25 protein-coding genes and 1 other RNA gene are annotated in these 26,310 nt (G+C 55.4%); 5 read left to right on the top strand and 21 right to left on the bottom strand.

Annotated elements, in window-relative coordinates; translation table 11 throughout:
- Positions 1 to 163 precede the first annotated feature (163 nt).
- The 16 genes from PEL01S_RS29155 to rpoE all read right to left on the bottom strand — a co-directional run bounded on the left by PEL01S_RS29155 (position 164) and on the right by rpoE (position 14,272).
- Positions 164 to 436: a pro-sigmaK processing inhibitor BofA family protein gene (locus PEL01S_RS29155; RefSeq protein ID WP_127462728.1), complete on the bottom strand. Its 273-nt coding sequence runs from the start codon at positions 434 to 436 to the stop codon at positions 164 to 166.
- Entirely contained in the window at positions 433 to 720 is a 288-nt protein-coding gene (locus tag PEL01S_RS29150; protein WP_127462727.1) for a DUF2508 family protein, read from the bottom strand. The genes PEL01S_RS29155 and PEL01S_RS29150 overlap by 4 nt, the downstream gene beginning before the upstream one ends.
- Positions 721 to 936: 216 nt before the next feature.
- The gene (gene recR / locus PEL01S_RS29145; protein WP_010500328.1) at positions 937 to 1,533 is read right to left on the bottom strand and encodes a recombination mediator RecR; all 597 of its coding nucleotides are present in this window, start codon (positions 1,531 to 1,533) and stop codon (positions 937 to 939) included.
- Positions 1,534 to 1,602: 69 nt separating this feature from the next.
- Positions 1,603 to 1,914, bottom strand: coding sequence for a YbaB/EbfC family nucleoid-associated protein (locus PEL01S_RS29140; protein WP_025851926.1), 312 nt, complete (start codon positions 1,912 to 1,914; stop codon positions 1,603 to 1,605).
- 20 nt (positions 1,915 to 1,934) lie between these two features.
- Positions 1,935 to 3,683: a DNA polymerase III subunit gamma/tau gene (gene dnaX / locus PEL01S_RS29135; RefSeq protein WP_108533172.1), complete on the bottom strand. Its 1,749-nt coding sequence runs from the start codon at positions 3,681 to 3,683 to the stop codon at positions 1,935 to 1,937.
- A gap of 71 nt (positions 3,684 to 3,754) precedes the next feature.
- On the bottom strand, positions 3,755 to 4,816 hold the full coding sequence (locus PEL01S_RS29130) for an ATP-binding protein (RefSeq protein WP_010500325.1): 1,062 nt from the start codon (positions 4,814 to 4,816) through the stop codon (positions 3,755 to 3,757).
- A gap of 196 nt (positions 4,817 to 5,012) precedes the next feature.
- Positions 5,013 to 5,276: signal recognition particle sRNA large type (gene ffs / locus PEL01S_RS29125), an RNA gene on the bottom strand.
- Positions 5,277 to 5,323: 47 nt separating this feature from the next.
- Entirely contained in the window at positions 5,324 to 5,713 is a 390-nt protein-coding gene (locus PEL01S_RS29120; RefSeq protein ID WP_063187781.1) for a hypothetical protein, read from the bottom strand.
- Between the two features lie 88 nt (positions 5,714 to 5,801).
- Positions 5,802 to 5,999 carry a 50S ribosomal protein L31 gene (gene rpmE / locus PEL01S_RS29115; protein ID WP_010500323.1) on the bottom strand — a complete coding sequence of 66 codons (198 nt, stop codon included), beginning with the start codon at positions 5,997 to 5,999 and terminating at the stop codon, positions 5,802 to 5,804.
- A gap of 83 nt (positions 6,000 to 6,082) precedes the next feature.
- Positions 6,083 to 7,360, bottom strand: coding sequence for a radical SAM family protein (locus PEL01S_RS29110; RefSeq protein WP_063187782.1), 1,278 nt, complete (start codon positions 7,358 to 7,360; stop codon positions 6,083 to 6,085).
- 12 nt (positions 7,361 to 7,372) lie between these two features.
- Positions 7,373 to 8,680, bottom strand: coding sequence for a transcription termination factor Rho (rho, locus tag PEL01S_RS29105; protein ID WP_063187784.1), 1,308 nt, complete (start codon positions 8,678 to 8,680; stop codon positions 7,373 to 7,375).
- Positions 8,681 to 8,768: 88 nt separating this feature from the next.
- On the bottom strand, positions 8,769 to 10,022 hold the full coding sequence (gene murA / locus PEL01S_RS29100; RefSeq protein ID WP_063187786.1) for a UDP-N-acetylglucosamine 1-carboxyvinyltransferase: 1,254 nt from the start codon (positions 10,020 to 10,022) through the stop codon (positions 8,769 to 8,771).
- 140 nt (positions 10,023 to 10,162) lie between these two features.
- Positions 10,163 to 11,017: a class II fructose-1,6-bisphosphate aldolase gene (gene fba / locus PEL01S_RS29095; protein WP_063187788.1), complete on the bottom strand. Its 855-nt coding sequence runs from the start codon at positions 11,015 to 11,017 to the stop codon at positions 10,163 to 10,165.
- Positions 11,018 to 11,187: 170 nt separating this feature from the next.
- Positions 11,188 to 11,580, bottom strand: coding sequence for a response regulator (locus tag PEL01S_RS29090; protein WP_010500317.1), 393 nt, complete (start codon positions 11,578 to 11,580; stop codon positions 11,188 to 11,190).
- A gap of 236 nt (positions 11,581 to 11,816) precedes the next feature.
- Positions 11,817 to 13,418 carry a CTP synthase gene (pyrG, locus tag PEL01S_RS29085; protein WP_063187789.1) on the bottom strand — a complete coding sequence of 534 codons (1,602 nt, stop codon included), beginning with the start codon at positions 13,416 to 13,418 and terminating at the stop codon, positions 11,817 to 11,819.
- A 266-nt stretch (positions 13,419 to 13,684) separates the two neighbouring features.
- On the bottom strand, positions 13,685 to 14,272 hold the full coding sequence (rpoE, locus tag PEL01S_RS29080) for a DNA-directed RNA polymerase subunit delta (RefSeq protein ID WP_127462726.1): 588 nt from the start codon (positions 14,270 to 14,272) through the stop codon (positions 13,685 to 13,687).
- Positions 14,273 to 14,677: 405 nt separating this feature from the next.
- On the opposite strand from rpoE, the gene PEL01S_RS29075 reads away from it, so the two are divergent.
- A complete protein-coding gene (locus PEL01S_RS29075; protein ID WP_127462725.1) occupies positions 14,678 to 15,844 on the top strand; it encodes a S8 family peptidase in 1,167 nt (388 codons plus the stop codon).
- Between the two features lie 4 nt (positions 15,845 to 15,848).
- Here the strand turns inward: PEL01S_RS29075 and PEL01S_RS29070 are convergent, their stop codons facing one another.
- On the bottom strand, positions 15,849 to 16,295 hold the full coding sequence (locus tag PEL01S_RS29070; protein WP_127462724.1) for a YwiB family protein: 447 nt from the start codon (positions 16,293 to 16,295) through the stop codon (positions 15,849 to 15,851).
- A 252-nt stretch (positions 16,296 to 16,547) separates the two neighbouring features.
- On the opposite strand from PEL01S_RS29070, the gene PEL01S_RS29065 reads away from it, so the two are divergent.
- Positions 16,548 to 17,426, top strand: coding sequence for a metallophosphoesterase (locus tag PEL01S_RS29065; protein ID WP_127462723.1), 879 nt, complete (start codon positions 16,548 to 16,550; stop codon positions 17,424 to 17,426).
- On the opposite strand, the gene PEL01S_RS29060 is transcribed toward PEL01S_RS29065, so the two are convergent.
- From PEL01S_RS29060 to speE, 3 genes are all read right to left on the bottom strand, one after another.
- On the bottom strand, positions 17,407 to 18,039 hold the full coding sequence (locus tag PEL01S_RS29060; RefSeq protein WP_127462722.1) for a DUF2238 domain-containing protein: 633 nt from the start codon (positions 18,037 to 18,039) through the stop codon (positions 17,407 to 17,409). The genes PEL01S_RS29065 and PEL01S_RS29060 overlap by 20 nt on opposite strands.
- 162 nt (positions 18,040 to 18,201) lie before the next feature.
- Positions 18,202 to 19,071 carry an agmatinase gene (gene speB, locus PEL01S_RS29055; RefSeq protein WP_063187799.1) on the bottom strand — a complete coding sequence of 290 codons (870 nt, stop codon included), beginning with the start codon at positions 19,069 to 19,071 and terminating at the stop codon, positions 18,202 to 18,204.
- A 20-nt stretch (positions 19,072 to 19,091) separates the two neighbouring features.
- A complete protein-coding gene (gene speE / locus PEL01S_RS29050) occupies positions 19,092 to 19,919 on the bottom strand; it encodes a polyamine aminopropyltransferase (protein WP_010500307.1) in 828 nt (275 codons plus the stop codon).
- Between the two features lie 292 nt (positions 19,920 to 20,211).
- Here speE and PEL01S_RS29045 point away from each other — a divergent pair, with 292 nt between their 5' ends.
- On the top strand, positions 20,212 to 22,269 hold the full coding sequence (locus PEL01S_RS29045; protein ID WP_127462730.1) for a transglycosylase domain-containing protein: 2,058 nt from the start codon (positions 20,212 to 20,214) through the stop codon (positions 22,267 to 22,269).
- 177 nt (positions 22,270 to 22,446) lie between these two features.
- Here PEL01S_RS29045 and PEL01S_RS29040 read toward each other — a convergent pair whose 3' ends face one another.
- Complete coding sequence (locus PEL01S_RS29040) at positions 22,447 to 22,974, bottom strand: YwhD family protein (protein WP_063187801.1); 528 nt, start codon at positions 22,972 to 22,974, stop codon at positions 22,447 to 22,449.
- A 423-nt stretch (positions 22,975 to 23,397) separates the two neighbouring features.
- Between PEL01S_RS29040 and PEL01S_RS29035 the strand changes: the two genes are divergently transcribed.
- Positions 23,398 to 25,413 carry a M1 family metallopeptidase gene (locus PEL01S_RS29035; RefSeq protein ID WP_371860734.1) on the top strand — a complete coding sequence of 672 codons (2,016 nt, stop codon included), beginning with the start codon at positions 23,398 to 23,400 and terminating at the stop codon, positions 25,411 to 25,413.
- Positions 25,414 to 25,423: 10 nt separating this feature from the next.
- Entirely contained in the window at positions 25,424 to 26,236 is an 813-nt protein-coding gene (locus PEL01S_RS29030; protein WP_174807027.1) for a hypothetical protein, read from the top strand.
- The last annotated feature ends 74 nt before the right edge of the window (positions 26,237 to 26,310 follow it).

Raw genomic sequence — 26,310 nt, 5'->3', positions numbered from 1 at the left:
AATGTTCAGTTTTCAAAGGGCAATTTCGTTCGACAAAAGCCGCGTCGTTAGGCTATTCAACTTTGTCGGTTGTTGTCGTCTCGTTTAGCGGCGACTTTTATAATATATCACATTCGCCCAGTAGATTGCAAGCATTTTTTTTAGACTTTTTTTGGAGTCGAGGTTAAACCCCAACGACCCACCATTTCAGCGCCGCCAAAGCGGCAAGTCCGGGTAAGCCCAGAACGCTTACGGTCCCAACCGTCACTGCGTTCAAAGGCAGCTCCAAATGCGTGTATGAACTGAACAGATTTAGAATATACAACAAAATCGAAGCAAATGCAATATGCAGGCAAAACATACCTAGCCATTGGAACGCATACCGATTGCGCAGCATAACCAATCCTAACAATAAACCGGACCCAACGAGGACGGTCCACAGCAAATACGATTTCACGAAGACACCTCCATCGAACGAGCGGCACATGCTTCTCTAGCCGAGATATTCAGGTTTTTGGCTTGCTTCAGCAGCATTTCGAATCGTTTCTCCGCCGCTTCGAGGGCAAAAATGGCATAATCGATCTGTTCTTTTTCGACGACGTATTCAAAGCGCCTCTGCGCGACTTCCCATTCTATATGGGCTTTGCGGATTTCTTCCACCAGCAGCAGACGGTCCTGCTCAACGGCTTCGCGCTGCAAACGGTCTTTTTTGCTTCCGATCTCCCATTTCCAAAGCTTCATTCCCGTCAACCTCCCAATTTTAAGTCTCCAGGTTTGTCCTGTTACTTAAATATGTATAGGGAGCTTAGCCGGGTTAGAACCAAAAAGAAGCCTTCTCAAAGCATCTCCGCGGCGAACCGCGCAAATCATGCTTCAAGTGCTTGCAGCATCCCCCTGTGCGTAACCGCAAATGGGCGACTGCAAGCCGGCTTCTTTTGGTATCAAATCAATGTTTCATTATAGCTCTCTTCTGCCTTCCAGCGCCTTGGTCAAGGTAACCTCGTCGGCATACTCCAGATCTCCTCCGACAGGCAATCCGTGCGCAATTCGGGTCACCTTGAGGCCGAACGGGCGAACGAGCCTGGATAGGTACATCGCAGTCGCTTCGCCTTCGATATTCGGATTCGTTGCCAGAATCAGCTCCTGCACCTGTTCGTCGCTCAGCCGCTTCAGAAGATCGGCGATCCGGATTTCGTCCGGTCCGATGCCTTCCATTGGAGAAATCGCCCCGTGGAGAACATGATAGTAGCCGTTAAACTCCTTGGTCCGCTCCATGGCAACCAGGTCTTTGGGCTCCTGCACAACACAAATGACAGAAGCGTCCCGGCTTTTATCCTGACAGATACGGCAGGGATCGGTATCGGTGATATTGCAGCATACCGAGCAATAGTGCAGATTGCGTTTGACATTGACCAGAGCTTTGGCAAAGTCGATGACATCGTCTTCCTTCATGCGCAGCACATGAAAAGCAAGACGCCCCGCCGTTTTGGGTCCGATCCCCGGCAGACGGGAGAAGGAATCGATCAGTTTGGCTAGCGGTTCCGGATAAAACAAGCGATTGGCTCCTTCACGCATTAAAGTTGAAAACCCCAGAGTAGGTTCTGGGGCTTGATCCGGCTTCGATTAGAACAATCCCGGGATATTCATACCACCGGTTAATTTGGACATTTCTTTGCCGGCCATTTCTTCGGCTTTGGTCATCGCGTCGTTGATGGCGCTAAGCACCAGATCCTGCAGCATTTCCACGTCGTCCGGATCGACGGCTTCCGGCTTGATAACAACGGCCGTAACTTTCTTTTGTCCGTTTACCGTTACGCTGACGACGCCGCCACCGGACGTTCCTTCTACGGTGCGGTTCGCGAGATCCTCCTGAGCTTTGAGCATTTGCTCCTGCATTTTTTTCACTTGCTTCATCATCTGATTCATGTTGTTCATGTAAGACACGCTCCTCGTCGCTAATCTTCTTTAATTTTAACCAAATCTTCCCCAAACAATTGAATGGCCTCGCTGATCCACTCTTCCTTCGCGCCGCCGGATGCTCCTTCGTCCTCCGGAATGAGCTGCAGCTCCTCCTTCGGTCCGTCGGCCGGCTTCGCTTGGTCGGCGGCAGCCTTCCAATCCCTCAGCATCATGGTTACGAGACGGTACGGCTGACCGTACACTTCGGCCAGCGCCTGTTCGATCAGCTGCTTGTTGGCCGGCTTCTCGGTCGTCTCCCGGTGCATCGCGCTCTTGAAAGCTACGAGCACGTTGCTTTCATGAACGGAGACAGGCTCCCCGTCCACAAGCCACGCATGAACGGTGATTTTGAGCTCTTTCACCCGCCCAAGCACCTGGCTCCACTGCTGAACGACGTTGCGGAAAGCCGGATCATCCCTACCCTGCAGGTAAGCGTCCAGCTTCTCGATCTTCTTGGTGACGGCAGGCGCAGGTGCCGGACGCGAGCTTGGGCCGGATACGGGACTCGAGGCTGCGGGAGCGACTCCCTGCTTCAACAGCTGAGACAACTGCTCTTCCAGCCGCTGAATGCGGTTCATCAGCTGTCCGACTACCCCGTCCTGACGTTCCGAAGCCGGTGCCTCGCCTGTGCTCGATCCGCCTGCCGAAGCGGACGATGCACCCGCCTGACTGCAAAGCTTCATGAGCGCGACTTCCAGCAGCGTCTGCGGCTGAACGGAATATTTCATCTCCGTCTGATAGTAGTTCAACGTATCGATCATGGCAATCAACGCATCGGCGGAAAACCGCTGCGCCACCTCGGCAAACCGTTTCACGTCGAGAATGCGCTCGGTGAGCGCCTGCGAGCCGGGAACCATTTTGACCATCAACAGGTCGCGGAAATAATAGATCAGGCTCTCCATGCACTTGTCGGCGCTCTTGCCTTCCTGCATGAACGTATCGATCAACCGCAAAGCGGCGCCTACGTCCCGATCCTGTATCGCCATCACCAGGCGCTCGAATTGATCCGAAGCCATCCCGCCTGTGATCGACAGTACGTCGTCATACGTCACCCGCTCGCCTGAAAATGCAATGATCTGATCGAGTAAGCTGAGCGCATCGCGCATTCCGCCATCGGACAGCCGTGCAATGAACGCCAGAGCGTCATCGTCGCACTCGATCCGTTCGTCGGCGCACACTTGACGCAGCCGCTCGACCTGCTCCTCAAGCGACACACGGCGAAAATCGAACCGCTGACAGCGTGAAATAATCGTCGCAGGCAGCTTGTGAGGCTCCGTCGTAGCCAAAATAAACATGACATGGGCCGGCGGCTCCTCCAGCGTCTTGAGCAGCGCGTTGAACGCCTCCGTCGTCAGCATATGCACCTCGTCGATGATATACACCTTCTGGCGCACTTCGGTCGGCGCATATTTCACTTTATCCCGGATGTCTCGGATTTCGTCCACGCCGCGGTTGGAGGCAGCATCGATCTCGACGACATCCATGACCGTGCCTTCGGTAATACGCACGCACGCATCGCATTCGTTGCAAGGCTCGACGCCCGGCCCGTTCAAGCAGTTGACGGCTTTGGCCAATATTTTGGCCGTGGTCGTTTTCCCGGTCCCACGGGGACCGCTGAATAAATAGGCGTGGCTGAACCGCCCTTCGCGAAGCGAGTTTTGTAAGGTTTGGACAATATGCTTTTGGCCGACCATATCGTGGAACGACTGCGGCCGCCACGTTCGATATAAGGCGATATGTGCCATCTTGCCCTCTCCAATGATTGTTTGTCGTCTATTATACTACACTTGGAGGAAGGATTGAAGCCGCGTCGCTTTTAAGGAAACGGAATGCTGACGGTGAACGTCGTGCCGTACCCCTTGGACGATACCCGGATATGCCCTCCAATATCGTGAATGATCCGCTGGCAGACCGACAAGCCCAGTCCCGTTCCTTCCGCTTTGGTCGTAAAGAACGGATCGAAAATTTTATCAATCACATAGGCAGGGATGCCCGGACCGGTATCATGAATCTCGATATTGACCAAGCGTTGCTCCAAATCGACTTTCTCGCTTACCGTCAAAATACCCCCTTCTCCCATCGCTTCGATTCCATTTTTGCTGATATTGAGAAACACCTGCTTCAGCATCTCACGGTCCGCGACCACATGCGGCAAGCCGTAGTGCGACTCATATTGAACGACGACCCGGTGCAGGATCGCTTCGTTATTGATAATAGGCAAAATGTCACGGAGCACTTCGGAGATATCCACTTCATCGTATGTAACGTTCTTCGGCTTGCCGAGCAGCAAAAATTCGTTGACCAGCTCGTTGATCCGATTGATTTCTTTCAGCATCACTACGGTATACCCGTCTTCGCGCTCCATGCCCTGTTCTTGAAAGGTTTTGCGAAGTACTTGCAAAAAGCCCTTGATCGACGTGAGCGGGTTGCGGATTTCATGGGCCGTGCCCGCAGCGATTTGGCCGATCATCGCCAGACGGTCGCTTCGCTGAACCTGTTCCTCAAGAGAACGCAGGTTGGTGACGTCCTTGAAAATAAGATAAGCGCCGACGATCCGCTCGTCCTCATCCCGAAGCACACTGGAATCGACCAGCAGCTCGTATCGCTCCTGGTTATTGGTCCAGGACAAGGCATGGTTGCGCACGACCATCCCGTCCAATATACTCCGCTGTACCAGCCAGTGCTCGGCAGGCAGATCGGCAAAAATGGAGTCCAGCGCTTGGTGGAGTACCTTTTCTCTTTCTAACCCCAGCACGCGGCAAGCCATGTCGCTGATATCGATGAGCTCAAATTCGGTATTAATCAGCATCACTCCCAGATTCACGTCCCTAAGGAATATGCCGGCAAAGCGTTGAAGCAAGGTCAGTTCGTGCCGCATCGTCTTCCTCCCCCCATTAATCAGCGGATAGCCGAGCGCAATGGGTGTATGATTATGGTTTACTTAGCCTGGTTAACTTTAGTATACAATTCTCCTAATTTTTTCATTTTCCTTCTGCCAAATACAAAAAAACACCAAGTTCGACAAGCTTTTACAGCTCATGATCTTGGTGTTATTGTTTTTTAATATTAGGAAACCGCGCACCTACCTTGATATTACGATCCAAGTGGAATTTTTATCGTCAGCTCAAGTTAGGCCACCCTCCGGCACATGAAACTTCCTGCTTATGGCTGCTTCCTTCCGGACCTGACCAGATTCACAGGCATCCATTGCGGAGGACCCGACTCTCAACACCAACTTTAAAACCCAAACCTTACATCGCAATACCGCGAATAGGCGTTCGACCCCGCTACAGCGGATTGCGGGTTACAGGGCACCGCTACCTCCCCGTCTAGCACGGCATAGATAAGTATAGTCGATTCATGTCCAAATAGCAACCTCAAGGGGTTATTTAGCAGTAACGGTAACGTTAGCATTATATCTCGGCGCGGCGAAGGCCAAAACTTCGGAAGCCCCCTGCCGAATCCGTTCGATTTCTTCCGGCGGGGTATGGGCGGGAGCATTCAAACGAACGTAAGCGGTCGGCCCATTCAAGCTGATGCTCGTGATGCTGACGTTCGGAAATCGTTGGCCAATCGCATTCTGCATGACGCGCACATCATCAGGGTATGTTCGGAAACTGGCACTGAGCGGCATATTCGGGTTCGTCTCGGTAATCCCAAGTATGCCGTCCCGGGTATGCGTCGCGGAGTTTTTGGAAAACTTCTGCTGCTGACACGCCGCAAGCCCGGACAATGCCAAAGCTGCGCTCAACAGAACGGCAAGCGATCTTAACAAATGAAAACACCTCCTGCAGCTCTAAGATCGGATGATCTTAGGATAGCCACAGGAGGCGCGCTTATGCCGTTATGCTGCTGGCAACAAATTACATGCCGTATTTCTTTTTGAATTTATCGACGCGACCGCCGGCATCCACAAATTTTTGCTTCCCGGTAAAGAACGGGTGGCAAGCGGAGCAAATCTCTACACGAAGATTTTGCTTAATGGATCCCGTTTCAAACGTGTTACCGCATGCGCAAGTAACCGTCGTTTGATGATAAGTCGGATGAATCGCTGTTTTCATTGCCCTTTCACCTCTTTTGCCCTGAAACACCATGTGAATCAGAGTTATCAATTAAACACACATGAGCGATTATAACACGTCCGTCAGCCTTGCTGCAACTGTTTCTTGCGCCGTTCCGCCAGCTCGCCGGGAATGTGCGTATACGACCCGAGCACGACATCCGGCAGCTCCTCCCGGAAAATCTCCAGCATCTGCTTCATGCCGTACCGTTCGCCCCGGGCTGGGGGAATGAGGCTCAAATAGCTCTCCGGGTCGATGTTCAGGTTGCGCAGCTGGATCAGCTTCAGATCGGTCCGGCGGGCGAATTCGATCATCGCTTCGATCTCTTCCTCCCGGTCGGTAACTCCGGGGAAAATAAGATAGTTGATCGACGTGACAACCCCTTTGTCGGCGGCGTAGCGCAGCGATTTCTCGACATTGCGCAGCGTATAGCCGCGCGGCTTGTAATAGGCGTTGTAATGGTCGTCCAGCGCGCTGATCGTACTGACGCGCATCAGGTCGAGACCGGCGTCCACGATGCCGCGGATATGATCGGTCAAGCCGGCGTTCGTGTTGATGTTAATGTAGCCGAGATCCGTGCGGCTCCGCACTTCGCGGATCGCTTCGATGATCGTTTTTGCTTGGGTGGACGGTTCGCCTTCGCAGCCTTGCCCGAAGCTGATGATGCTCTCCGGCGTCTTCAAATGCTCCAGCATGACCTGCACGACTTCTTCCGTCGAGGGCTTGAAGTTCATCCGCGTCTGCGGCGCTGGAAACCCGCTATCATCCGGCTGCTCGGAGATGCAGCCGAAGCAGCCTGCATTGCAGGAGAACGAGACCGGAACGGCCCCTTCCCAGCGGTTCAAAAACGTATTGGAAGCCGTCAGGCACTCGTATCCGAGGGCACAATTGGACAAATGCTGAAACAGCCGGTTGTCCTTGTACTCTCCAAGAATCCGCTTGACTCCGAGCTCCAATTCGTCGGGATCGCAGTTGCGCGGGTTCCAGCGCTCCGGATCGTCGCAAGCCTCGGCTGCGACGTAGAAGCCGCCGTCTTTCCAAACAACCGCCGTATAGCCGAACAAAGGCAGCACTTTGGACTTATCGGCCTTCACATAACCCGGCAGCAGCAGGCGGGTAAAGCTCTGCGGCAGCAAGGCTCCGACCGCGGTGAAGTCCCCCGGCATCACCTGCATTTCGCCCGTCTGCTTATGCACGCCGATCGGCCGCGTATCCGGCAAGCTGACGAGAGTGGCTCCTTCGGGCAGCGGAATCAGCTCGTCTTCCATCATTTCCGTCACCAGCTCGCCGCTGCGGCCAAGGCCCGTGTATTCCGGATGGTCGAACAGGTTGCCGTCACGGTCCGCATAAACCAGATTCATAAGGTCCTCCTTCTACGAGACGGAGTGCTTGACCCGACGGGATGCGCCGCCGCTTCCACCCGATTGCGGGCTGCCGCCGTTCGGATCGAGGGTGTCCAGAAACTCTTGGTTCGTTTTCGTCTCGGCGAATTTTTTGAGGAACGCATCGATATAATCGTGCGAATCGTTCATTCCTTTGCGGATCGCCCATACCTTGTCGAGCTCTTCTTTCGTCAGGAGCATTTCTTCGCGGCGCGTACCCGAGCGGCGGATATCGATAGCCGGAAAAATGCGGCGTTCCGCCAGCTTGCGGTCCAGATGCAGCTCCAGGTTCCCGGTTCCTTTAAATTCTTCATAGATGACGTCGTCCATCCGCGAGCCGGTTTCGATCAAGGCTGTCGCGAGAATCGTCAGGCTTCCGCCTTCTTCGATATTGCGCGCGGCGCCGAAGAAACGTTTCGGCCGGTGGAAGGCCCCGGGATCGATCCCCCCGGACAGCGTCCGGCCCGTCGGCGGTACGACAAGGTTGTAAGCCCGCGCCAGACGCGTAATGCTATCCAGCAAAATCACGACGTCCTTCTTATGCTCCACAAGCCGCTGTGCGCGTTCCAGCACTAGCTCCGCGACCTTGATATGATTCTCCGGCACCTCGTCGAAGGTGGAAGCGATCACTTCCCCGTTGACGGAGCGCTGCATGTCGGTAACCTCCTCCGGACGTTCGTCGATCAAGAGAACGAACAGCTTGACATCCGGGTGATTGGTCGAGATGCTGTTGGCGATTTCCTTGAGCAGCAGCGTTTTTCCCGCTTTCGGCGGGGCTACGATCAAGCCGCGTTGGCCAAAGCCTACAGGAGCCAGAAGATCCATCAAGCGGGTGGACAGTTTCGTAGGAGAGGTTTCCAGACCCAGTTTCCTTTGCGGATAAAGAGGAGTGAGCGCTGCGAAGTGCAGCCGTTCCGAGGCCGTATCCGGGTCTTCGCCGTTGACGGCTTCCACGTGCAGCAGCCCGAAGTAACGTTCGTTCTCCTTGGGAGGCCGGCACTTGCCGGATACGACGTCGCCGGACCGCAGGTCGAATCTGCGAATTTGCGAAGCGGAGATGTAGATGTCCTCCGAGCTCGGCAAATAGTTGATCGGCCGCAGAAAACCGAAGCCCTCCGGCAGGACGTCGAGCACGCCCTCCATGAACATCAAGCCGCTTTGCTCGGCCTGTGCGCGTAGAATGGCAAAAATAAGTTCCTTCTTCTTCATTTGGCCGTAGTACGGGATTTGATGTTTTTTAGCCAGCTTGTAAAGCTCTGTGAGCTTAAGCGCTTCAAGCTGAGCGAGATGCATATCCATAAATTTTCAACCACCAAACTATTAATTTTTCAAGCCAGCACAAAATATACTCTAGCCTTACCCAATTTCGGAGAAATCTATACCGTTCTTAGTCATTCTGCCGCCAAACTTCCGCCCCTAAATTCGATAGATTGGTTACCAGATGATCGTAGCCTCTGTCGATGTATTCAACACCGGTAATTTCCGTAACGCCCTCGGCAACCGTCAGTCCGGCGATAACCAGCGATGCGCCTGCGCGAAGATCGGTCGCTTTGACCTTGGCCGCGCTAAGCTGACTGCCTTCAATAACGGCGGAACGGCCTTCCACTTTGATTTTGGCCCCCATACGCATGAGCTCCGGGACATGTTTGAACCGGTTGCTGTACACGTAGTCGCTCAAAATGCTGACTCCGCGCGTCTGCGTAAGCAGACTGCTCATCGGAGACTGCAAGTCGGTCGCAAATCCGGGGTATACGAGCGCTTTCACGTCCACGGCTTCGTATTCCGGCTGTCCGACTACACGGATCGATTCATCCATTTCGTAAATATGTACGCCCATTTCCTGCAATTTGGCGGTTAGAGCTTCCATATGCTTCGGGATGACATTATCGACAATGACGTCGCCGCGCGTCGCCGCTGCGGCAATCATGTAAGTACCTGCTTGAATGCGGTCCGGAATGATCGAATGACGGCAGCCGTGCAGCGCATCAACGCCCTCAATCCGGATCGTTTCGGTTCCTGCGCCTTTGATTTTGGCGCCCATGGAGTTCAAAAGTGTAGCTACATCTATAATTTCAGGCTCTTTTGCCGCATTTTCAATAGTCGTGACGCCTTTGGCCCGCGAGGCCGCCAGCATGATGTTAATCGTCGCCCCTACGCTGACAACGTCCAGATAGATTTTGGCTCCGCGCAATTCCTTCGCTTGGATGTGCAGGGCGCCGTTTTCGTTCGTAATTCGTGCCCCCAGTGCCTCAAAACCTTTGATATGCTGATCGATCGGCCGCGGTTCGAAATTGCAGCCGCCAGGCAAACCTATCGTCGCCTCGCCGAAACGCCCGAGCAAGGCCCCCATCAAATAATAGGAAGCTCTAAGCTTCTTCACGTTCCCGTTAGGCATCGGCCGGGATAACAGCCGGCTCGGATCGATCATCATCTGATCCTCGCTCCATTCTACCGATGCGCCGAGTTCCTGAAGCAGCTCGGTATAAATCGCCACGTCGCTAAGGATAGGCAAATTATCGAGCGTAACAGCCGTTTCCGATAAAATGGCGGCCGGAATAAGCGCAATCGCGCTATTCTTGGCCCCGCTGATTTGAACCGTTCCCCGCAGCGGGCGCCCACCGGCGATCATCAATTTCTCCATTCGTTGTTCTTCCTCCCACTTCACTGCTTTAACGCATTACCAGTCAGGTGCAAACTCGTCTAAGTTGGGTTCCGTGCCTACGTTTACAAAAGAAGAGAGGGAAATACACCGAATCCCGGTGTATTTCCCGCTGTGGTCGATTAAGCTTGGTTGGCGCTTCCGAACAGCTGGATTTTGGATTTCACCACTTCAACCATGGCTTTGCGGGCAGGAGTGAGGTATTTGCGAGGATCGTACACTTTCGCGTCTTTGTTAAGAACTTCGCGGATCGTTTGCGTACAAGCCACTTGATTCTCGGTGTTCACGTTGATTTTGCCTACGCCGGCTTCGATGGACTTGCGGATCATTTCGTCCGGTACGCCGGAGCCGCCGTGCAATACAACCGGAACCGGAATCGCTTTGGATACCTTCTCGATAATATCGAAATGGATGTTTGGTTCGCCGGCATACATACCGTGTGCCGTACCTACTGCAATCGCCAGACAGTCGACGCCTGTCTCTTCATAGAAGCGGATCGCTTCTTCCGGTTTCGCCAGGTTGGCAGCGGACTCATCTACGCTAATGTCGTCTTCCACGCCGCCGATCGTTCCAAGCTCGCCTTCGACGGATACGCCCATCGCGTGCGCAGCTTTCACGACTTCTTTGGTCAGACGGATATTTTCTTCAAAGGAATAATGGGAACCGTCGAACATGACGGAGCTGAAGCCTGCGCGGATACATTTCATCGCGACTTCGAAGCTGCTGCCATGGTCAAGATGCAGGGCGATCGGAAGACCGGATTTCTTAGCGGCAGCTTCTGCGATCGCTACCGTAAATTCGATGCCCATATACTTCAGCGCGCCTTCGGATACGCCGAAAATAAACGGGGATTTCAATTCTTCCGCCGCTTCCGTAATAGCTTGGGCAAATTCCAAGTTATTCATATTGAACTGACCTACTGCGTACTTGTTCGCTTTTGCTTTAGGCAAAAATTCGTTCATTGAAACGAGTGGCATGGTGGTTCTCTCCTCCTATGTCGTTAATGACCGTGCCAGAGTGCTTATCTGTACTCTTTTGTCATACTGGCCCATTATATCATAGATCGCGACAAACGTTAATAATCTATCGCACACCCTGCCCAAGACGATAGACTCCGGGAACCGCTCAAGAAAAAAGAGGACCCTCATCAGGATCCTACGGCGTAAGAGTTATTGTTAGGAGTTCGCAACTGCTGGTTGACGGCTTGGCGCAGCTCGTCGATGTCGAACGGCTTCGTGAAGTGCATGATCGCGCCGAGATCGGTCGCTTCCTTGATCATGTCCAGCTCGCCGTATGCCGTCATCATGATGACTTTGATCGATGCATCAATGCTTTTGATGTGCTTGAGGATATCGAGACCGTCCATGCCCGGTATCTTCATATCGAGCAAAACCAGATCGGGCGATACATTTCTTACAATCTCGAGTGCGAGTTTACCGTTGGAAGCCTGATAGGTTTCGTAGCCTTCGCTGCTGAAAACCTCCATCAACAGGATGCGGATGCCGTTTTGATCGTCAACTATGAGCAGCTTCTTTTTCATCGAGGTATCCTCCTATTCCGTTTTCCTGAGGCTGAGAATTCCGTTCTGTTATGCCCGCAATAACAGTATTCGCTGCCGCTCCCGCGATTCCTGCCGTATCTCCAAAAAAAGTTGAAAACTTTTACAAATCAAGCAGACATGCACAAACCGTTCGCTTCTTGGGATATAAAAAAACAGGAGACGCGTCCGGTTCATGCCGGGATACGTCTCCTGCTTGGATTGCTGCGCACAGCGATTTATTTGGAATGATTGTAGGCCGCTTGCACGAAATGCTTGAACAGCGGCTGCGGACGGTTCGGTCTCGAAGTGAATTCCGGATGGAATTGCACGGCCAGGAACCACGGATGGTCCGGGCATTCGATAATCTCGACCAAACGGCCGTCCGGGCTTGTGCCGGAAATCTGCAATCCGGCTGCTTCGATGCGGTCGCGGTACTCGTTGTTGAACTCGTACCGGTGACGATGGCGCTCGTAAACGAGCTCGTCGTCGTAGCAGCGCATCGCGAGTGATCCTTCCTTGAGCTTGCAAGGATACAGGCCAAGGCGCATCGTTCCGCCGAGATCTTCGATATCCTTCTGCTCCGGAAGCAGGTCGATAACCGGATAAGGCGTCGTCGGATGAATCTCCGAGCTGTTTGCGCCTTCGAGCCCTACCACCGAACGGGCGTATTCGACAACGGCTACCTGCATGCCGAGACAAATGCCGAAGAACGGGATTTTGTTCTCGCGCGCGTAACGGATCGCCGTCACTTTGCCTTCGATGCCGCGATCGCCGAAGCCGCCCGGCACCAGAATGCCTTGAACGCCGGAGAGCAGCTGGTCTACGTTATCGTTGTTTACTTCCTCCGCATTGATCCAACGGATTTTGACTTCGGTATTGCAGTCGATTCCGGCGTGACCGAGCGATTCGACAATGCTGAGATAGGCGTCGTGCAGAGCCACGTATTTGCCGACAATGGCAATTTCCGTCGTCGTCTTAAGCGACTTGACCCGGTTCACAAGGCTTTCCCATTCGGTCATGTCCGGCTCGTTTGTGGACAGCTTCAGGTGGTTGACGACGATGTCGTCAAGCCCTTGCTCGCGCAGCATCAACGGCACTTCGTATAACGTCTCGGCATCGATGCACTCGATCACGGCGCCTGGATCGACATCGCAGAACTGCCCCAGCTTGCGCTTCATGTCCTCGGTCAACGGATGCTCCGTCCGGCAGACGATCACATGCGGCTGGATGCCGATGCTGCGCAGCTCCTTGACGCTGTGTTGGGTCGGCTTCGTTTTCACTTCGCCGGCCGCTTTCAAATAAGGAATGAGCGTGACATGAATGTACATGACGTTCTCACGGCCGATGTCGCTCTTGATCTGACGAATCGCTTCAAGGAACGGCAAGCTCTCGATATCGCCCACCGTACCGCCGATCTCGGTGATGACGACGTCCGAATGCGCTTCGCGTCCGGCGCGGAATACCCGCTCCTTGATTTCGTTCGTAATGTGCGGGATGACCTGAACGGTTCCGCCCAAATATTCGCCGCGGCGCTCTTTGGCAATGACGGAGGAATACACTTTCCCCGTTGTGACATTGCTGTTTTTCGACAGATTGATGTCGATAAAACGTTCGTAGTGTCCGAGGTCAAGATCCGTCTCCGCGCCGTCGTCGGTGACGAACACTTCCCCGTGCTGGTAAGGGCTCATTGTTCCCGGGTCCACGTTAATGTAAGGATCGAACTTCTGGATCGTGACTTTCAGTCCACGGTTTTTGAGCAGTCTTCCGAGCGATGCGGCCGTGATGCCTTTGCCTAAGGAGGAAACGACGCCCCCGGTCACGAAAATGTACTTTGTCATCTGTAATACCTCCCAAAAGTTTTGCATCCCGATCCAGGATAAACGGCTTCGACGCCCTTATCTTAAAAGGATAAGCACGTTTATCAAGGTTGATACGAAGCGATAAGTTACGAAAAGTTATAAAATTTTTCCAACAAAAAAAGAAAAAGCCCCCCGTAAATACGGGGCACTTTTTTATCGAACATCATCAAGGTTCGTAACGTTCCATCTAAAGCCCAGAAAATAGTTTACTCTGAACGATCCCGGCTGTCAAGGACAAGCCTGTTTTATTTATTGTCTTCCTCTTCGTCGTCCGCACTGTCGTCGTCTTCGCCCAGATCATCCAGATCCTCTTCGGACGCTTCCTCTTCCAGCGTATCGTCCAGTTCCTCGTCTTCGAGCTCTTCGTCTTCGAAAAACTCGGTTTCTTCCTCGGCTTCTTCTTCCGCGTCAAAATCGTCGTCGCGAGGCGCATCGAACGAATCGTATTCTTCTTCTTCGCTGAATACGTCTTCTTCCTCAGCGAACAGATCCTCGTCGTCGAGATCGTCATCCTCGTCGTTAATGATGCGCGGACGCTTGCCGCTGCCTACCGAATCCTCGGACTTCTCGACAGGGTACCAGCGTTTTAATCCCCACAGATTGGTGCCGACGCACGCAAAGCGGCCGTCGATATTAATCTCCGTATATAATTGCGCAATGACCTGCATGACTTCGTCATCGGACAGACCTTTGATTTTGGCAATCTCCGCCATCAAATCCCGATAGTAATACGGCGTATTGGCCGCTTTCAGAAGCTCAAAGGCGAGGTCAACCATAGGCATTTCCTTAGCTTGCTCTGCGCCGATTTTAAGCAGTAAGTTTTGAGCACTCATTTCGGGGCACATCCCTTCCAACGTCTTTAACTACCACTAAACTATCCACTATCACCAATAAGTAAACCTTATTTTATGTAAAAAAGCAACTGGCCGCGCGGCATTTCCCGAAATGGAAACAAGGACCGCACCGGCAGCTCGCGCTCGGCGCCGTCCGCTGCAGGCGTGATCCTTGTTCCGACTGTATCCGCAAAAGACCAGGAGCCCACTGCCCGCTGTCTTTTGCCCCTGCTGAATGAAAGACGGAGGAGTGCCAGACCCTCCCCTACTTATGGTATGTGTCCGCTTTCGCTTTGACACGGTCACGCACCTAATTATTTTGAATAAGGCCATGCGCTCATACGGAAGCATTCGGTCCCTCATACGATACAAAAAGGAATTTCCGAGCCTGTGGGAGGGAACGACATGAATCCGTCGACGTTCGTGTCATGGCTTCACGAAGCCATGGAAGGCTCCGAGGATGCCGACAAGCGGCATATTATCCGGTTTCTGAACGACCGGGACTATGCCGATTTCGCCCGGCAAATCGGCCGGCAGCGGAAATCGCTGCCCCGGCTGCACCAGATTCAGCCGCTCCATCTCATCCGCGCCATCTCCTGCACGCTTCGGACCGGCAGCGAAGCGGTATCAGCCCCTTTTATCGGTTCGATCGAGCCGGATACGCGCATTAAGCTGCATGTCCTGGGCCATGCTTCGTCCGCTCTGCCGTCCGGCGAAGAAAAAAAATCGCCCGTCAAGGCCGTCATCCCTTGGGGAGTCCGCCACATTCGCGCCCCGCAGGCCTGGAGCAAATCGCGCGGGGAACGGGTCCGCATCGGCGTCATCGACACAGGCGCGGATTATACGCACCCCGACCTTCGCCATTGTTTGTCGCGGGGCGTCAATATTTTGAACCGCCAGCTGCCGCCGATTGACGACAACGGCCACGGCACGCATATCACGGGAACGATCGCGGCGTACACCCGGCACCGGGGCATTATCGGCGTAGCGCCGCAGGCCATTATTCATCCGGTGAAAGCTTTCGATCAGCACGGCGGCGCATTCGTCTCCGATATTATCGGAGGCATCGACTGGTGCGTCTCCAGCGGCGTCGATATCATCAATATGAGCTTCGGTATGAAAACGTACAGCAAAGCGCTGGAAGCGGCGGTGCTCAGCGCCTACCGGAGCGGCATCCTCGTCGTAGCCTCCTCCGGCAACGAAGGCAATCAGGCCGAGGTCGACTATCCGGCCCGGCTGCGGCAAGTGATCGCCGTCGGAGCGACGACCCGCAAAGGCCGGATTGCCCCCTTCAGCAATATCGGCAAACAGATCAACATCTACGCGCCCGGGGAGAAAGTATACTCCACCTGGCTCCGGGGCAAGTATCACGAACTCAGCGGCACGTCCATGGCCACCTCCCACGTCACAGGGGTTATCGCACTGATGCTAGCGAAAAAGCCCGGTCTCAAGCCGCTGCGAATAAAAAATTTGCTGCGCAAGCATGCCCGCTATATCGTAAAATCGCGCAAAACGATAACCGGCGCGAAGGAAATTCACGCCTTTCGAAGCGTATCCGCCGTATCTAAATAACCGGTCACTCCGGTAAGGATACGGCGGTCAGGCATAGGCTGCAGCGCTCGGGCGCTTGCCCCATCACCGATAGCTCATAGCTCCAGCGGACGGCAAGCAGAGCGTCCGGTCCTTCCGCGGCAACGTCAAGCATTTGGGTAAACGTCTCCAGCTCAAGCCGCCCTTGAGGGGTCTGAAGATAGCCGTAATGCCGCCGGCCCGGAACGAACGTCTGCTCGAAGGATACGTCCCCGTGCCGGACAATCCGCACTTCCCCCTGCTCCACCCGGACGGTCGTCATCGTACGGCCCATCTCCGCTTCCGGAGGCTCCGCATATCGGAGGTACGCGTGCCGTCCCTTCGAGAACCAATCGCCTGTCATCTGCCGCACGATCCGTTCCCCGCCGCTGTCGCTTTCCAGCGTAATGCGTACGGCCCGCTTGCCGGCGCCGGTCTGCTGCTTTTCCGTCATTTTCGCTTTCTCTCCCGTCCTGCTGTGATCCTCTTATTGTACAAAAAAAAGTAGTCCGCGGACAGGGCTTCCTCCGTTCAAGGACAAGCCCGCAATCGACGGGAAGCAGCGGTTTGCAAGGCCCCTTATTCTTGCTAAGATGGTATAGGAATAACGGGCTTCCATTTATGGAAACCAAATGAAGGCTTCCTACGTCTGTTATAGTAAGTTTCGGCCGCCGGCCAATCCATCCCGAGGAGATCGCTCATTCACATGGATTCCAACGAAAGCAACCGCAATAAAAAGCTGTCAAGAAGATCCTTTCTGAAAACAATGACGTTAGCCGCCACCGGACTCGTTGCCCTGCCCGGGGCCACCTACGGATACGCCCGTTACGCCGAGCCGAAATGGCTGGAAGTCACGGAATATACACTGTCTTTTGCAAGACTGCCTCAACAGATGGACGGTATAAAAATAGTGCAGTTCAGCGACGTGCACCTCGGCTTCAATTTTGATGCGAAGGACTTGTCGGAACTGATTGGACTGATCAACCGGATTCAACCGGATATCGTATGCTTTACCGGAGATCTGGTGGATTATGCCGTCGGACCGGACGGCGACGCCTATGCCCGCATACTCTCGGAGCTGAAGCCTCCGTTGGGAAAATATGCGGTGCTGGGCAATCACGATTATTATAAAGAAGCTCCAAAAGTTGAAGCCCTATTGAAAAGCGCTGCTTTCGAGCTGCTGACCAACAGGATGGTCCGGATTCAACGCCATGGGAGCAGCTTCGTCATGGCAGGCGTAGACGACCAATGGAAGGGCTACCCTGACATCGATAAGGCGCTGGCCCGCGTTAAACCGGAGGATTTCGTCCTTTTGCTGTCGCATTGCCCCGATTTCGCCGATATCGCCGTACAGTATCCGGTTGACTTCCAACTGTCAGGACATAGCCACGGAGGTCAAGTGCGCCTGCCGTTCTACGGACATGTGGTTACGCCGAAATTCGGAAAGAAGTATGTCCTCGGGCATTACGTTCTAGGCGCCGGCAAGCTACAGCTGTACGTCAACCGGGGCATCGGCGTTTCCGAGCATCCCGTCCGCTTTCTATGCCGTCCGGAGCTGACGGTGTTCACTTTGCGAAAAGGTTGAGGCGGCGCAGCAAAGCCCCCAGCCCCAATATCGCTATAGCCCCGATCAGTTCAAGCTCCATATCGTGCTGCGCGTCCCACGGATCGCCTTGCGATCCAAGAAACAGCGCGCCCATCTCCGGGGCCACCAGTCCGGCGACCCACATCTCGATCAATTCGTAAAATGCGCCGGTGGCCAGCACAACGGCAACGGCAAGCGCATCCGCCGCAAAGCCTCTCACCCCCGCAAGCCTCCTAAGCACCTCCCGGATCGGTCCAGCCAGCAGCACGCCGTAAGCCAGGTGCACCAGCCGGTCATACGGCAGACGCCCCCCGCCGAACAGCTGCTGCAGCAGCGGATCGATCGGCGTCGCGCCGTAGGAGTTGTGCGACCCGTACGTATGAAGCGCCAAAAACAAAGCAATCCCCACATAAGAACTGTGACTGAGCGGAAACCTTCGGTAGGTTCCGATCAGCATCCCCACGCATAGAAAGATCAGCAAATTTTCCAGCAGCCAGTCGAACCGGTTTAACGGCGCTATCGCCATCCATGCCCAGAATCCCCCATACGCCAACAGGACGAAAACCGGAAACGCAGGTTTTGTTGTTGCCACCAATGATTTTGCCGCATTCACACGCGAGCCCCCCCTCTCTTTATGGCTTTATTGTAGGCTGCAACCAATGAAGGGGATAAGTACTAACTTCGACTAGTACCGGGTGGGCAGGAAGCCAAACGCAAAAAGCCGCCATGCTTCCCACAAGGGAAAACATGGCGGCGGCACTTCCGTGCGATTCGATTATTTCACCAAACCGAGCAGCATTTCGCGAATCAGCTTGCTGGCGACGATCTGGGTCTGCTCCGTCGGGTCGTAGGCCGGGGCCACTTCGACGAGATCGGCGCCGACGAAGTTCAATTCGGAGGCGGCCATCGCATGAATCGCCGCGAGCAGCTCCTTGGACGTGATACCGCCCGCTTCGGCGGTACCGGTGCCCGGAGCGCACATCGGATCGAGCACGTCGATGTCGATCGTCAAATAAACCGGACGTCCGGCCAGCTCAGGCAGCACCTTCTTGAGCGGCTCCAACACTTCGAACGGATAGAAGTTAATGTTCTCGCGTCCGAACTGGAATTCCTCGCGGGAGCCGGAACGAATGCCGAACTGGTACACGTTCTTGCCGCCCATGAGCAGCGCCGCTTTGCGAACCGGCGTCGAGTGGGACAGCGGCTCGCCTTCGTACTGCTCGCGCAGATCGGCATGCGCATCGATGTGGATGAGCGCAAGATCCGGGTATTTCTTGTACACCTCTTGGATGACCGGCCACGAAACGAGATGCTCGCCGCCAAGGCCAAGCGGGAACTTGCCGTCGGCCAGCAGTCCGTGCACGTATTCGCCGATGATGTCGAGGCTGCGGCCCGGGTTGCCGAACGGCAGCAGCAGGTCGCCTGCGTCGAAATAGGTGATGTCTTCCAGGCTTTTATCCAAATACGGGCTGTATTCCTCCAGACCGATCGACACCTCGCGAATACGCGAAGGGCCGAACCGGGAGCCGGGACGGAAGCTGACGGTATAGTCCATCGGCATGCCGTAAATGACGGCGCGGGACGCCGCATAGTCGTCCGAGCTCAGAATGAACACGTTGCCGGAATATTTTTGATCAAGTTTCATCAGTCGCTAGTCTCCTCCGCTTACTTCGTCAAATCTTCCACGAATTTCGGCAGTACGAAAGCCGCCTTATGCAGACGCGGCGAGTAGTACTTCGTGTCGATCTCCGGGATTTTCGTTTCGTCGACGGCGAGCGGATCGTGCTTCTTGCTGCCCATGGTAAAGGTCCAGAGGCCGCTCGGATACGTCGGGATGTTCGCACAGTAGACGCGGACGATCGGGAAAATTTGCTTCACGTCGCGGTTGACATTTTGGATCAGATCCGCTTTGAACCACGGGTTGTCCGTTTGGGCTACGAAAATGCCGTCTTCCTTCAGCGCGTCGTAGATGCCTTTATAGAAGCCCTGCGTGAACAAGTTCACTGCCGGACCGACCGGTTCGGTGGAATCGACCATGATCACGTCGTACGTGTTCTTATGATCGTGGATATGCATGTAGCCGTCGTTCACGATCACTTCCACGCGCGGGTTGTCCAGTTCGCCTGCGATGGTCGGCAGGTACTGCTTGGAGTACTCGATGACTTTGCCGTCGATATCGACCAGCACCGCTTTTTCCACTTCGGGGTGCTTCATCACTTCGCGGATGACACCGCCGTCGCCGCCGCCGACCACGAGCACGTGCTTCGGATTCGGATGCGTATAGAGCGCCGGATGCGCAACCATCTCATGATAAACGAACTCGTCCTTCACGGTCGTCATGACCATGCCGTCGAGCACGAGCATCGTGCCCCATTCTTCCGTTTCGATCATCGCGAGATCCTGGAAGTCGGTTTTTTCGGTGACGTGCGTTTTGCTGATTTTTGCCGTAATGCCGAAGTTATCGGTCTGTTTCTCCGTGTACCACAATTCCATATGTAATTCCACCTTTCGTTCGGTTCGTTAGGGCCGGCCGGACAAGGGCCGGAAGACGGGCGGACATCTGCTTTTTTCCAAGGATTCAGCTTGTCTCTGGCATGTCAAATTGTATTATAGAGTATCTCCCCAAAATTGCAAATACAAAGAGGGTCGTTCCGTTCGTTTTTCAAAAAAAATTAACGTTTCCGCCTGTCCCTCGTGAATATGCGCTGCTATGTTTTTCCATACTGGGAATAGCGGGGGAAAGCATCGGCGGAAAGACGGAAGGAGCTGACGGAACGTGTCGGACATGCCCAAAAAACAGCCTGCGCCGGAAGACGGCGGAGCACTCCGCTTTGCCCGGCGGCTCAAAGCGTGGCTGTCGTTTTCGTTGACGTGCCTGCTGCTCGGCGCCGGTATTATGATCGTGCTGCTGCTGTTCATGCGCTCGCAGGCGCTTCCCGTGTCCAAGACGGACACGGCGTCGGAAATGTACGATGTGCACAGCGAGCTGATCGAAGCGTACGGCGCGGCGAAAAACCGGCAGAGCGTATCGCTGAAGGACATTGCCCCGAAGCTGCTCGATGCGACGCTGGCGGTCGAGGACCGCACGTTCTACCAGCACTACGGGTTCGATCCGAAGGGGATCGTCCGGGCGGCCTGGGTCAACCTCCAGCATATGTCCAAGGTGCAGGGGGCCGGCACGATCACGCAGCAGCTCGCGCGCAATCTGTACTTGTCGCACGAGCGGACGTGGACCCGCAAAATCAAGGAAACGTATTATGCCGTGCAGATGGAACTGCAAATGAGCAAGGACCAAATTTTGGAGCAATATTTGAATCAAATTTATTACGGGCATGCGACGTACGGCATCGGGGCGGCGGCGAAGCTTTTCTTCGGGAAAGAAGCCAAGGATCTGACGCTGGCCGAAAGCGCGCTGCTCGCCGGCATCCCGAAAGGACCGCGTTATTATTCGCCTTACTACGATATGGACAGTGCGCTGGAACGGCAAAAAACGGTGCTGCAGACCATGGTGGAAGCCGGATACATCACTTCAGCTGAGGCGGACCGGGCAGCGAAGGAAAAGCTGCACATTCTGCCGCTGGAGGAGCATAAAAAAGCGGTGACGGCCCCCTACTTCCGCGACTATGTGCGAGGCGAGGCGGCCGATCTGCTCGGCCTCGAAGACAAGGAATTCGTCGAAAGCGGCCTGCGGATTTATACGACGCTGGACTTGAAGGCGCAAGCTGTCGCCGAGGAGGTCGTAGCGAAGCAGCTGGAAAACTATCCGGAGCTGCAGGCGGCGCTTGTTGCCATCGATCCGCGCAGCGGATACGTCAAAGCGATGGTCGGCGGACGCAATTACGCCCAAAACCAATATAACCGGGCGCTGTCCAGCACACGGCAGCCGGGGTCCTCGTTCAAGCCGATCGTGTATTTGACGGCGCTGAAGGAAAAGGGCTTCACCCCGGCCACCCGCTACAAAAGCGAGCCGACGACGTTCACCTACGATCAGGGACGGCAAACCTATACGCCGAACAACTTCGGCAACGCCTACTACGATTGGATCGACATGCGGACGGCCATCGCCAAATCGGATAACATCTACGCCGTGCATACGGTGCTGGAAACCGGACCGGATCGCGTCATTGAAATGGCCCGCCGTATGGGAATCACGAGCCCGATGAAGCCGATGCCTTCGCTCGCGCTGGGCACGTTCCCTGTCAGCCCTTACGAGATGGCTTCGGCCTTCGGCATCCTCGCCAACCAGGGCGTGCGTGTCGAGCCGACGGCTATCGTGCGCATCGAGGACCGTCGCGGGCGGGTGCTGTACGAGGCGAATCCGAAGCAGGAAACGGTCATCGAGCCCGCATATACCTATGTGCTGACGCAGCTGATGGAGAGCGTCTTCGACCAGGGCGGCACGGGCAGCCGCGTGTCCAGCGTGATCAAGCGCCCTGTAGCGGGCAAAACCGGCACGACGGACACGGACGCCTGGCTCGTCGGCTACACACCCGAGCTGTCGACCGCCGTCTGGGTGGGTTATGACAAAGGGCGCAACATCAACAACGTCGAATCGCACCTGGCCGCGCCACTCTTCGCGGAATTTACCGAGCGGACACTGGAATCGGTGCCACCGAAGCTGTTCCCGGTACCGGAAGGCGTCGTGAGCGTCTATGTCGACCCGGCGACCGGCAAGCTGGGGAACGACGACTGCCCGGGCTCGCGGTTGGAAACGTTCATTCAAGGGACGGAGCCGACGGAATACTGCACGCAGCAGCCCGGGAACAATGATGCTGGCAAAGCCGGCAAAGGAAAGCAGAACCGTTCCTGGTGGGAGGATCTGAAGCGCTGGTGGAGCAGCTAAAAGCCGGGGACAAAAAGAATGGCGCAGGGCAGGCAGAAAATGTATTGTTAGCGGAAACACAAAAAGGCAGACCTACGGTCTGCCTTTTTGCTGTCCTAGTATATGATGCATATACTAGCCATTAGTATACATTGTTATAGCAAACGGTACAAGACCGTCACATAATGTACAAAATTTTTAATTGTCCAGCGCTTCATGCAGCGCGGCATCGGAACGTTGCCACATGTCCGGATCGTTGTCCACCAGCAATTGCTTCAGCGCCACCTTCTGCTCCGGCCCGAGATTGTCCAGCATGATGCGGCGTTTGAGCGCATAATCCATCCGGTTCACATGGTCGACGAGCAGCTTCCAGCCTTTGCGCGCTTCGGTATCGATCCGCATCTCGCAGGAGGTGACACCGGCGTAGTATTTGCCCTCTTCCTTAAAATCGACCGCCACCCATACGATCCAGCACGGACGGCCGTTCGGCACTTCATCGGCGTTGACGGTAAACTTGATGCCTTTCTCCACCTTGCTCTTCGCGTGGAGCGCCCCCAGATCGAGATACGCCTCCGCTCCGTCGATAATAACGCTGGAGAGCTGGCTCAGATCGATGGAGCCCTGCCCGAAGCCGCGGTGCTTCGTCTCCTTGCTGCTGACGATGTTCAAGGTCGGCAGCTTCTTCTTCGTGTCCGCCGCCTGCGCGTTTTGTTCATTTATATCCATCCGTGCACCACCTGTTTCACGTGATAATAAGCGATTCCCAATGTCCCAATCCGCTGCAGTCAAGCGGCAGCCTGAAGCTGCGGATATCAAAATTGTACTAAAAAGCGGTCCCCCCGGCAAGCTCGGCTCTTATGAACAGCCGCCGATTCTTTTTCGCGACGGTAGAAATAATCCTCGTCCCCCCCACATATACATGCTGTAGATGCTTGTCAACGGGGTGAATATTGGATGAAAATACGACTCGGCTACCGAATCGCAACATGGGGCTCGATCTTTGCTCTTACCTTCACGGCCACGCTGCTGACGAACGTCCTGCCGGAATCCGGCCCGCAGCCGGTCAAGTCGGCGGCAGGGTGGACGCTGCCCGCAGATGCCGCCCTGCCTTCCGTCTTTCCTGCAGACGAACCGGCAAACCCGCTGACGATGCTCAAGCCCGTCCCTTCGACGACGGGGCGCGCCGTCGTCGCCGCGCCCCGCTGGCCTTCCGCCAGAGGACAAGCGGACGGCTCGTCTACGGGTATCTTCCTGCCCTCCGGCGGGGCGCTCCCGGTCGGCGCGCGCTTGAACGAACCGGTCGCGCCTCCGCCCGCGCCTCCCAGCCTGCCGGCACGCCCGGCGGAGAAGCCGGCTCCGAAGCCACTTAGCGAGCGAATCGTGGAATATCATCTGAGCGCGGAGCTGGATGCGCAGGGCAAATCGATCCGCGGCACGTCGGCATTTACCTGGAAAAACCCTGGAAGCGCACCCGTTCAGGAATTGTATTTTCATTTGTATCCGAACGCCTTCGAATCGAAGAAATCGACCTTCATGAAGGAATCCGGCGGAAAGCTGCGGCAGGACGCGAGCAAGGAAGGCAGCTTCGGAGGCATGACCGTCAGCTCGATCAAGACGCTGGACGGCAACGAAATCGAGCTCAGCGACCGGATCGAATACGTCCAGCCTGACGACGGGAACAAGGATGACCGGACGCTGATCAAAGTGCCGCTGCCCAAAGCGGTCGGACCCGGCGAGCGGGTGACGCTGCGCACCGATTTTTCGGTCAAGCTGCCCCAGGTGTTCGCCCGGATGGGGTACGCCGGAGATTTCGTCATGGCCGGCCAATGGTTTCCGAAAGTTGCCGTATATGAGCCCAAAGGAGTCCGCGGTCGGGCGGACGATGGCTGGAATCTGCACCAATATCACGGCAACTCGGAATTTTATTCGGACTTCGGCATTTTCGACGTCAAGCTGAAGGTTCCCTCCGCTTATACCGTTGCGGCCACCGGGTTTCCCACCAAACCCGTCGCCGACGACGGCAAGACGAGAACCTATACCTTCTATGCCGACGACGTGCATGATTTTGCCTGGTCGGCCTCGCCGCATTTCGTTTATTTCGAAGAGCCTTACGCTACTCCCCATGTGCCCGGCGTCCGCATCAAGCTGTATCTCGATCCGAAGCATGAACGCCTCAAGGCCCGCTACATGACCGCCGCCAAAAAAGCGCTGGCCCGCTATTCCCAATGGTACGGCAGCTATCCGTATTCGACCTTGTCGATCGTCGTGCCCCCCGCGGACGGCAACGGGGCCGGAGGCATGGAGTATCCGACGCTCGTTACCGCCTGGGGAGCCGCAGAAGATAACCCGTCTCTAGAGCTTGAACGGGTCGTCGTGCACGAGATCGGCCATCAGTTCTGGTACGGGATGGTGGCCAACAATGAATTCGAGGAAGCGTGGCTCGACGAAGGCTTCACTTCGTATGCCGAAGACCGGATTATGGAGGCGGAATACGGCGTGCGACCGAACCTGCTCGTCGAATCAAGCTACATTACGAATCCGGCGGCGCTCAAGCTGCATTCGTGGGGCTACGGCGGACACAATCAATACGCCGAGAATGTCTACACCCGCGCCAAGCTTGTGCTCAAGGCGATGGAACGGCAGGCCGGGCCGGAGACGATGGATAAAATTTTGCGCACCTACTTCCAGCGCTGGAAGTTCAAGCATCCGGGTACGGCCGATTTTCAAAGGACGGTCGAGGACGTAACGAAATTAAGCTGGCAGGAATTTTTCCATCAATACATTTATAACGGCATGATGGTCGACTACGCCGTCACCGGAATCAAGGTTCGGAACGCAACCGAAAACGGGCAGCCCGTCTATGAGAACAGCGTACAGCTTCGCAAGCTGGGCGGAACGTACCACAATGTGCCGATCCGCTTTCGCTTCGCCGACGGCTCGGAGCTGGATAAGACGTGGGACGGTGTCGACAGCGAAGTAATCATGAAGCTGAATCACGCCTCTCCGCTCGCTTGGGTATCGCTCGACCCGCAGCATTCGATCGTGCTGGAAAACAAGCGGATCAACAGCTTCATGAAAACGGAGGTCGATACCAAGCTGTCCGTTCGATGGAACATGGGGATCGTCAAATTTTTGGAGACCTTATTCGGCTGGGTCGTCTGGTGAGGTGATGAACATGTGGAATCGGATCAAAAAAGGCTGGGTCATCGCCTGGCATCAGCCGTTCGCCGTCTTCGCGCTCTTCTTCTACAACCTGCTTTGGGGCGTCGTCTTGTATAAACTCATTCAGTCGGTCGTGCTCCCCCTCCTTCACCGGTATCCCGGCGGGGCGCTTCCCGGCGAGTCGGTACGGCTGTTCTGGGTGGAGGGCCAGTTTCAACTGATGAAGACCGACCTGATCGTACCGTACCTATGGACGGGGCTCGGCCTGATCGGGCTCCGGATGCTGCTGCATCCCGCACTGAACGCCGGAGTCTTCTACTCCCTTCGGCACGGGGAACTGAACGCGGGTTACCGGTTTGTGGCCGGCATCCGCAAACTATTCTTCCCGTTCCTCGGGCTGTATGCGCTCCAGCTCGTCCTGTCGATCGGACCGCTGTACTGGCTTGTGCCTTACGCCGCGAAGCAATTTGCCGTCCATGCCTCCTACATCTCGTTGGGGCAGGCGCTGCTGCCCGCCTTGGCCTTGTACGCCGCTTACCTGTTCCTGCTGCAGCTGCTGTTCCTGTTCCTGCAGATCGGCAAAACGGACGGAAGGTCCTCGCTATACACGCTGCTGTTCGCCTTCCGGCATCTGCCGGTCATCGCGCTGGCCGCGCTGGCGGTCGCCGCTCTGTCGCTAGTGCTGGCCGCCGCCGTGATGGTGTCGTCTTTCTGGTGGGCAGGCTTCGCTGCGCTCGTTCTCATGCAGGCGTACCGGCTGGTGCAAATGTTCTTCAAAGTGTGGGAGATCGGCACGCAGTATGCCCTTTGGGCGGAGAAGGCATAGCCCTAACCTGCCTCGTAAAGTGAAATTATGCCAAAATACGAGAACGTCGTCTTCCGAGAGTGCCGGGAGATGAC

This window comes from Paenibacillus elgii NBRC 100335, from assembly GCF_004000865.1.
GTDB lineage: Bacteria > Bacillota > Bacilli > Paenibacillales > NBRC-103111 > Paenibacillus_G > Paenibacillus_G elgii.
This window is presented reverse-complemented; position numbering and strand designations above follow the sequence as displayed.

What these genes read in the sequence shown, in the direction of transcription:
- PEL01S_RS29150 (WP_127462727.1), bottom strand. Translation starts at nt 720, where the DNA reads ATGAAGCTTTGGAAATGGGAGATCGGAAGCAAAAAAGACCGTTTGCAG.
- PEL01S_RS29140 (WP_025851926.1), bottom strand. Translation starts at nt 1,914, where the DNA reads ATGAACAACATGAATCAGATGATGAAGCAAGTGAAAAAAATGCAGGAG.
- dnaX (WP_108533172.1), bottom strand. Translation starts at nt 3,683, where the DNA reads ATGGCACATATCGCCTTATATCGAACGTGGCGGCCGCAGTCGTTCCAC.
- PEL01S_RS29130 (WP_010500325.1), bottom strand. Translation starts at nt 4,816, where the DNA reads ATGCGGCACGAACTGACCTTGCTTCAACGCTTTGCCGGCATATTCCTT.
- rpmE (WP_010500323.1), bottom strand. Translation starts at nt 5,999, where the DNA reads ATGAAAACAGCGATTCATCCGACTTATCATCAAACGACGGTTACTTGC.
- PEL01S_RS29110 (WP_063187782.1), bottom strand. Translation starts at nt 7,360, where the DNA reads ATGAATCTGGTTTATGCGGACCGTGACGGCAACCTGTTCGACCATCCG.
- rho (WP_063187784.1), bottom strand. Translation starts at nt 8,680, where the DNA reads ATGGATATGCATCTCGCTCAGCTTGAAGCGCTTAAGCTCACAGAGCTT.
- murA (WP_063187786.1), bottom strand. Translation starts at nt 10,022, where the DNA reads ATGGAGAAATTGATGATCGCCGGTGGGCGCCCGCTGCGGGGAACGGTT.
- fba (WP_063187788.1), bottom strand. Translation starts at nt 11,017, where the DNA reads ATGCCACTCGTTTCAATGAACGAATTTTTGCCTAAAGCAAAAGCGAAC.
- PEL01S_RS29090 (WP_010500317.1), bottom strand. Translation starts at nt 11,580, where the DNA reads ATGAAAAAGAAGCTGCTCATAGTTGACGATCAAAACGGCATCCGCATC.
- pyrG (WP_063187789.1), bottom strand. Translation starts at nt 13,418, where the DNA reads ATGACAAAGTACATTTTCGTGACCGGGGGCGTCGTTTCCTCCTTAGGC.
- rpoE (WP_127462726.1), bottom strand. Translation starts at nt 14,272, where the DNA reads ATGAGTGCTCAAAACTTACTGCTTAAAATCGGCGCAGAGCAAGCTAAG.
- PEL01S_RS29075 (WP_127462725.1), top strand. Translation starts at nt 14,678, where the DNA reads ATGAATCCGTCGACGTTCGTGTCATGGCTTCACGAAGCCATGGAAGGC.
- PEL01S_RS29070 (WP_127462724.1), bottom strand. Translation starts at nt 16,295, where the DNA reads ATGACGGAAAAGCAGCAGACCGGCGCCGGCAAGCGGGCCGTACGCATT.
- PEL01S_RS29065 (WP_127462723.1), top strand. Translation starts at nt 16,548, where the DNA reads ATGGATTCCAACGAAAGCAACCGCAATAAAAAGCTGTCAAGAAGATCC.
- speB (WP_063187799.1), bottom strand. Translation starts at nt 19,071, where the DNA reads ATGAAACTTGATCAAAAATATTCCGGCAACGTGTTCATTCTGAGCTCG.
- speE (WP_010500307.1), bottom strand. Translation starts at nt 19,919, where the DNA reads ATGGAATTGTGGTACACGGAGAAACAGACCGATAACTTCGGCATTACG.
- PEL01S_RS29045 (WP_127462730.1), top strand. Translation starts at nt 20,212, where the DNA reads ATGCCCAAAAAACAGCCTGCGCCGGAAGACGGCGGAGCACTCCGCTTT.
- PEL01S_RS29040 (WP_063187801.1), bottom strand. Translation starts at nt 22,974, where the DNA reads ATGGATATAAATGAACAAAACGCGCAGGCGGCGGACACGAAGAAGAAG.
- PEL01S_RS29035 (WP_371860734.1), top strand. Translation starts at nt 23,398, where the DNA reads ATGCTCAAGCCCGTCCCTTCGACGACGGGGCGCGCCGTCGTCGCCGCG.
- PEL01S_RS29030 (WP_174807027.1), top strand. Translation starts at nt 25,424, where the DNA reads ATGTGGAATCGGATCAAAAAAGGCTGGGTCATCGCCTGGCATCAGCCG.